This is a genomic window from Peterkaempfera griseoplana (assembly GCF_001418575.1).
Classification (GTDB): domain Bacteria; phylum Actinomycetota; class Actinomycetes; order Streptomycetales; family Streptomycetaceae; genus Peterkaempfera; species Peterkaempfera griseoplana.
Genome location: NZ_LIQR01000427.1, coordinates 1 through 2,642 on the forward strand (window position 1 = coordinate 1; position 2,642 = coordinate 2,642).

The following is a 2,642-nucleotide window of genomic DNA, read 5'->3' on the forward strand; positions in this document are numbered from 1 at the left end:
GTGCCCGGGGCGGGGCCGCCGACGGACATGAAGTCGTTGAGCTCGAACCGCGGGTAGAGCTCGCTGAGCAGCTTGTAGTCGGCCGGGAGAGCCGTCCCCAACTCGCGCTCCAGGCGCGGCCAGTCGACAGTCGCGGGTACCGCGCGGCGGTGGGCCGCAAGGCCGGGCAGCGCCCGTTCGAGCTCCGCCACCGACTCGGCGGGGTCGGTCAGGAGGTGGCGCGGGGTCTGGGTGCCGATGAGATCGTCCACCCGGGCAGACTGTCAGACGGGCGCTGCGCGGCCGCGCCCACCCGCGCGACTGCCGGAGCGGCCGGGGCTTCTGGCCCTGGAGTCCGGACAACGAGCCGGCGTCGCCGTGGCTCCGGCCGGGAGGGACGCGGCGCCCCGGACGGCCGGACCTCGCCCAACTCCCGTGGACGGCAGAGGGTTTGCGGTCCGGGCCGGATGTGCGACCAGGTGGCGTGGAGCCCGGCGCAGGCCGGAGCGGGGTGCCCCCGGCCTGCGCGCACGCGTCAGGCAACCGTGCCGGCGACTCCGGTGCGGCCTTCCGGGACGCCGACGACGGTGACGATGACGTCCTTGCGGACGGCCTCGCCGAGCACGCCGGCCACCGCGTCGGTGATGGTGGAGACCAGCCGGGCGGGGGCGTCCGGCACGGCGGGCAGATGGTAGGCGGCCTCCCGCATGCTGAGGGTGACGAGGGGCGCGTCCTTGTCGGTCGGGCTGCCGCCGAGGCCCCGGCGGTGCTGCGGGATGCCGATCAGGTCCACCCCGACGAGGCGGCGGAACTCCTCGCCGTAGACGGCGCCGACCGCGTCGGTCAGTGCGGTGATCAGCTTCGGTTCCGCCGTTCCGTCGAGGGCTTCTTCGCGGATGTGCACGCTGAAGTGCGGCATGGTGGGGACTCCGTTCACGCCGGTACGTACCTACGTACAATGGCGGCAGATCACTTTGCGAGCAAAGCAAAATACCTTTGATGGCAAAGGTAAGTGTCGAGGGGTGTGCCATGTCAAGGCCCAGGGCGCGCGACGCCGTGACCGGCGGCGGGAACGGGGTCGACGACGCAGTCAGAGCCCTTCTGCTGCTCATGCCCCGGATGGTCGGCCGGGTCAAGAGGATCCCGGTGCCCGAGGCGCTGCAGTCCATGGCGCTGGCGCCGCGTCACCTCTCGCTGCTCTCCTACCTGCTCTTCGACGGGCCGATGACCGTGAACGAGCTGGCGGCCCGGCTGCAGGTGGCACCGACGACGGTGAGCCTGCTGGTCGGCGACCTCAGCCGCAAGGGGATCCTGGACCGGCGTGAGGACGAGGCGGACCGCCGCCGGCGGATCGTCGCCATCGCGGCCGACCAGCAGTCCGCGATCACCGCCTGGCTCGCCCCGGGCGCGGCCGCGTGGCGCAAGGCCCTCGCCCCCCTGACCCCGGAGCAGCGGCAGTTGTTCGTCGACACTCTGCTCGCCTACGAAGCCGCCGTCGGCGGTGAGGAGCAGGGCTGAACCGGCGGACCGTCAGGAGCCCCGGGCACGCGGCGGCTCCGTACACTGACAGGCATGGCATGCCGCATCAGTGAGCTGGTCATCGACGCCGCCGACCCCGAACGGCTCGCGGCGTTCTGGAGCGAGGTCCTCGGCTATGCCGAACTCGGCCGGGAGGACGACGGAAGCATCGAGATCGGGCCGCCCGGCACCGGCTTCGGCGGCCCCCAGCCCACCCTCGTCATCAGCCCCAGCAACGACCCGCGGCCCGCGAAACTCCGGCTGCACATCGACGTCAACGCCACCGACCGCGACCAGGACGCCGAGCTGGAGCGGCTGCTCACCCTCGGCGCCAGACCCGTCGACGTCGGCCAGACCGGCGCCGAGGACTGGCACGTGCTGGCCGACCCGGAGGGCAATGAGTTCTGCCTGCTGCGCGCCCGCATCCAACCCGTCTGACCCGGTGCTTTCCGGGGCCGTGCCGCCCGGCCGCCCACGCGGTGCCGGACCGGGCCGGCCCGCTGCTCGCAGGGCGACGACGGAAGTCGGCTTCTGCAAGCTTCTTGACGGCCCGGCGGAGCACTCGCAGACTTGTGGGCGACGGTCACGATCGTCAGCGCATCCTGTGCGGGACTCCCTGCTCAGGAGGTCATCGGCTCCGGCCCGCTGACAGGCAACCCTTCCACCGCGACGGGGTGCCCCGGATGACGACCGGGTCCCGCCGACGCGGCGGGGCAAGTGCGGTCTCGTGGTCCAGCGAGGCCCGACGACGGGACCGGCGCACATGCCCAGGACGGTCGTGCCACCGCAGAGCGCCTGCCGGACTCCCCGGCCGGTGCCGCAGCCCCGTCCCCGGCTGCTGACCAGGCGCCGCCACATCGACCTGCTGCGGATCCGCTGCGCCTGCGGTCGCGCCCGCTGAGCCGCACCTGAGCCCGGCCCCGCCCGGCCCGTTCCCGGCCCGGTCCGCGGCCGGTCCGCACCCGACCTCCGTCCGGTCTCCGTACCCGCACGCCCGGGGCCCCGTACGCGTCTGCCGTGCCGCCGGGCCCTCCTCCCTGCCGCCCACCGCGGTCCAGTTGTTCACCGGGGCACGACCTCATCCAAGGAGAGCCATGTCCGAGACCTCCGCGCACGATCCCCTCCAGACAGTGCCGCGCGATCTC

General features: G+C 73.3%; 3 protein-coding genes, 1 pseudogene and 1 riboswitch. Of the genes and pseudogenes, 2 read left to right on the forward strand and 2 right to left on the reverse strand.

From position 1 onward, the window contains the following. Together AOK09_RS28560 and AOK09_RS28565 are read right to left on the reverse strand one after the other, a co-directional pair. A pseudogene (locus tag AOK09_RS28560) lies at positions 1-251 on the reverse strand (SMI1/KNR4 family protein); the annotation flags it as partial. 263 nt (positions 252-514) lie between these two features. After that, positions 515-898 carry a hypothetical protein gene (locus AOK09_RS28565; protein ID WP_055590132.1) on the reverse strand — a complete coding sequence of 128 codons (384 nt, stop codon included), beginning with the start codon at positions 896-898 and terminating at the stop codon, positions 515-517. Positions 899-1,008: 110 nt separating this feature from the next. On the opposite strand from AOK09_RS28565, the gene AOK09_RS28570 reads away from it, so the two are divergent. Together AOK09_RS28570 and AOK09_RS28575 are read left to right on the forward strand one after the other, a co-directional pair. Continuing rightward, on the forward strand, positions 1,009-1,497 hold the full coding sequence (locus AOK09_RS28570; RefSeq protein ID WP_079063504.1) for a MarR family winged helix-turn-helix transcriptional regulator: 489 nt from the start codon (positions 1,009-1,011) through the stop codon (positions 1,495-1,497). A 54-nt stretch (positions 1,498-1,551) separates the two neighbouring features. Beyond that, positions 1,552-1,935 carry a VOC family protein gene (locus tag AOK09_RS28575; protein WP_055590134.1) on the forward strand — a complete coding sequence of 128 codons (384 nt, stop codon included), beginning with the start codon at positions 1,552-1,554 and terminating at the stop codon, positions 1,933-1,935. Positions 1,936-2,115: 180 nt separating this feature from the next. Further along, positions 2,116-2,223, forward strand: a riboswitch (SAM riboswitch). Positions 2,224-2,642: the final 419 nt, after the last annotated feature.

Coding starts and splice junctions, on each gene's coding strand:
- AOK09_RS28570 (WP_079063504.1), top strand. CDS start 1,009: ATGTCAAGGCCCAGGGCGCGCGACGCCGTGACCGGCGGCGGGAACGGG.
- AOK09_RS28575 (WP_055590134.1), top strand. CDS start 1,552: ATGGCATGCCGCATCAGTGAGCTGGTCATCGACGCCGCCGACCCCGAA.
- AOK09_RS28565 (WP_055590132.1), bottom strand. CDS start 898: ATGCCGCACTTCAGCGTGCACATCCGCGAAGAAGCCCTCGACGGAACG.